This window comes from Streptomyces sp. rh34 (assembly GCF_002551245.1).
In the GTDB taxonomy this organism is placed as follows: domain Bacteria; phylum Actinomycetota; class Actinomycetes; order Streptomycetales; family Streptomycetaceae; genus Streptomyces.
Window position 1 is genome coordinate 1 of sequence record NZ_NTGZ01000434.1, and the last position, 3,402, is coordinate 3,402.

A 3,402-nucleotide genomic window follows, 5' to 3' on the forward strand; every position below is an offset into this window, starting at 1 on the left:
TCAGAGATGTGTATAAGAGACAGCCCCGGCCCGGCCCAGCGCGGCGGCGGCCCGCTCGCGCAGCCGCCGGGCCGGATCGTCCAGCAGGCCCAGCTCCGCGCGGTAGCGGTAGGCACGCTCCAGGTGGCCGCCGACCGCGCCGTCGCCGCTCCGCAGCACGCTGGGCAGCTCCGCCGCCCAGGCATGGCGTTCCGCCTTGGCCCGCTTGGACAGCGAGGCGTACGCGACCTCGTGCACCAGTCCGCTGCTGAACCGGTACGCCGCCGCCTCCCGGCCCCCCGGCGGCCCCGACTCCACCAGACGGCGGCGGCCCAGCACCGCCAGCACCTCCTCGACGCGCCGCCGGTGCTCGGGGGCCGCACCGGTCGCCCCGGCCGGCTGCCCGGCCACGTGGCCCTCCCCGGCCCGTACGGACAGCTCCAGCCGGACCAGTTCCGGCGCGGTGAACTCCCGGCCGATCACCGCGGCCAGGTCCACCACCCCGCGCTCCGCCCTGGCCAGGGCCCCGATGCGCGCGCCCAGCAGGGCCTGGAGCGTGGGCGGCAGATCCTCCTCGGCGGCCGGTTCCCCCGGGCGGGAGGCGACCGCCGGGTCCGGCCGGTCGCCGACCAGGAGCTGTTCCAGGTAGAGCGGATTGCCCCCGGCCCGTGCCAGGAGCCGGTCGTCCACCGGGGCCGGCCCGCCGCCCGGACCGGCGAGACCGGCGGCGAGCCACGCCGCCTCGTCGGGCGGCAGTCCGGTGAGCTGGAGGCGCCCCGCACCCGCGGGAAGCCCGTCCCCACCCTCCGCGTCATCCGGCCCGTCCGGCCGCCCGGCGCAGAGCACCAGAACCCCCGCGCACCCCGGGCCGTCCGTCAGCCGGTGCACCGTGCGGACCAGCAGCGGGGCCGCCGCGTGCCAGTCGTCCAGCACCAGGACGACCGGGCGGGCCTGTGCGGCCCGCTCCAGGACCGCCGTCAGGGCCGCGCACATGTCCTCGAAGGGCGCGTTCGGCGTGCCGTCGCGCAGCAGGCCCCCGGACAGCAGGGCCATCGCGTCGTCGACCCCCAGCCCGCCCGCCGTGTCCTTCGCGTCGTCCGCGGGACGGGGCGCGCGCTCAGGACCGGGCTCAGGACCGGGCTCAGGCGTGGGCCCGGACGCCACCAGCGAACGCACCGCGTCGGCCAGCGGGGCGAGGGTGCCGTGGTCCCCGTAACTGCGGCACCGCCCAGCGCCGTACGCGAGCGCCCCGGACGCCGACCGCCGCGCCAGCCACTCCCGTACCAGCCGGGTCTTGCCGATGCCCGCCTCCCCGGTGACCCGCAGCGGTCCGGCCCCGCCACCGTGCGCGGCCCGTTCCAGGGCGGCGTCCAGCACCTGCCACTCGGCGTCGCGGCCGACGAAGGGGACGTCGAAGCGGCGCAGCAGCTCGGGGTCGTCCGCGCCCAGCGCCAGCAGCCGGTAGGCCTCCACGCTGTCCCGCTTGCCCTTCAGCCGCAGCGGCCCGGTGGGCTCGGCGCTCACCGTCGGGCCGGCGGCGAGCAGGGTCCCCGGGCCGATGAGGATCTCGCCGCGGCCCGCGTTCTGCTCCAGCCGGGCGGCGATGTTGACGGTCTCCCCGGAGACCAGGGCCTGCCGTGCGGTCGTGTCCGAACCCGCCACCACCTGACCGGTGTTGACGCCGATCCGGGTGGCCAGCTCGATGCCCAGCGTGGCCTGCAGCTCCTCGTTCAGCCGGGCCAGCGCCCGGCGCATCCCGAGCGCCGCCGCCAGCGCCCGGCGGGCGTCGTCGTCACGGACCACCGGTACGCCGAACACCGCCATCACCGCGTCCCCGATGAACTTCTCCGGGGTGCCGCCCCGCGCCACGATCTCCGCGCTCATCGCCTCGAAGTACCGCAGGGTCACCGCGCGCAGCGTCTCCGGGTCGAGCACTCCGGACAGTGCGGTGGACCCGACGAGATCGCAGAACAGCACGGTCACCGGCTTGCGTTCGTCACCGTGCGGCGCGGCGGGGGCCGGTCCGGTCCCGGCGGCGGCGGTCGTGCACGGCGTCCCGCAGGACGAGCAGAACCGGGCCGTCGGCGGCAGGTCCTGCTGGCACGAGGAGCAGTTCATGGCGGTCCTTCTCTCCCGGGGGCCGTGCGGTCAACGTTCGTGCGGTCAAGGGGCGTGCGGCCGGTGGTCGTGCGCCCAAGGCGCGTGCGGTCGGGCGAACGGGGCGGGCGGCGGTGCCGGGGACGTCGTGAGGCCGTGACGTGGTGACGTGGTGACCTCCGGGCGGGTACGGGCCCGGTGCCGGTCGCCGGAGCCGGGCCCGTACCGCTGATCGTTCTCCGGTCAGAACAGGGCTCCGCCGGCGATCTCGCCGTGTGCCTGGACCTCCGGCCCCACGGCGTCCAGCCGCCTCCTGATGTCCAGCAGCACGTCCAGTTCCTGCGGGGTCAGCCCGCTCAGGACCTCGCGCTGCTCCTCGGTGAGCAGGTCCACGGGGAAGCCCGCCTCGTACAACGCGTCGGGCAGCGTGGGTCGTTCGCCGTTCTGGGGTGGTCCGGTCATGGTGTGGCTCCCATCGGTGGGACGGGTCCGGCTCCCCGCAGCGACGGCGCCGGTGCGGAGCGCCCGAGCCGGACGAACAGCTGGGTGAGCGCGTCGAGGGAGTGCAGCGCGCTGACCGCCACGGCCGCTTCGGGCCCCCGGCCGAGCGGCAGCCGGTCCAGCAGCGCGTACAGCTCGTCCAGGTGCTCCGTGTCGAGCACCGAGTGCTCCCGTACGGTCCGCAGCGCGGCGGCGGGCAGCCCGGTCAGCCGGGCGATGCGGCCGGTGAGGCCGGGGGCCGGCGCGTAGCCCTCCAGCACGGCGATGTAGCCGAGGAGGGCGACCGGGTGGTGGTGCTCGATCCAGTAGTGCTGGGATCCGACGAGCGAGGCGACCAGGGGAGAGGGCAGTGGACCCAGCGCGTCCTCGGGGGCGCCGCCCGCCGCCCGGAGGTCCTCCAGCAGCCAGGCGTCGTGGCCCTCCTCCTCCCGGATGTGCTCCTCCAGGTACGCGGCGAGCGGCGCCGCCAGCGGATCGCCGGACGCGGCCCGGGCACGGGCGCGGCCGAGGGCCAGTTCCATCAGCGGGACGGAGGCGCGGATGACGGCGTGCATGGTGCACAGATACGTCCGGTAGCGAGGCAACAGCCCCTCGGAACGCCACATATGGTGCGTCGCCTCCCGGAACTCCGGTTCCAGCAGGCGGAGTTTGACCCGCAGACGTGCGGAGGCCCCCGCGCGCCCGAGCCGCGTACCGCCGGCCACCGCGCTCATCGGACGTCCGGCGCGTCGGTCTCCGGCGCCGGCGACCCGCCCGCGACGACCAGAGGCGCGTACGCCGCGCAGCCGTGGCGGCGCACGACACCCTGTGCACCCTCCCGGGAGC

2 protein-coding genes and 1 pseudogene are annotated in these 3,402 nt (G+C 76.4%); all 3 read right to left on the reverse strand.

What is annotated here, in order from left to right; all coding sequences use genetic code 11:
- Window positions 1–21: 21 nt before the first annotated feature.
- Window positions 22–2,097, reverse strand: a pseudogene (locus CR470_RS36775) (adenylate/guanylate cyclase domain-containing protein); the annotation flags it as partial.
- A gap of 222 nt (window positions 2,098–2,319) precedes the next feature.
- A complete protein-coding gene (locus CR470_RS36780) occupies window positions 2,320–2,538 on the reverse strand; it encodes an aroma-sacti cluster domain-containing protein (protein ID WP_097872029.1) in 219 nt (72 codons plus the stop codon).
- The gene (locus CR470_RS36785) at window positions 2,535–3,290 is read right to left on the reverse strand and encodes an iron-containing redox enzyme family protein (RefSeq protein ID WP_097872031.1); all 756 of its coding nucleotides are present in this window, start codon (window positions 3,288–3,290) and stop codon (window positions 2,535–2,537) included. The genes CR470_RS36780 and CR470_RS36785 overlap by 4 nt, the downstream gene beginning before the upstream one ends.
- Window positions 3,291–3,402 lie beyond the last annotated feature (112 nt).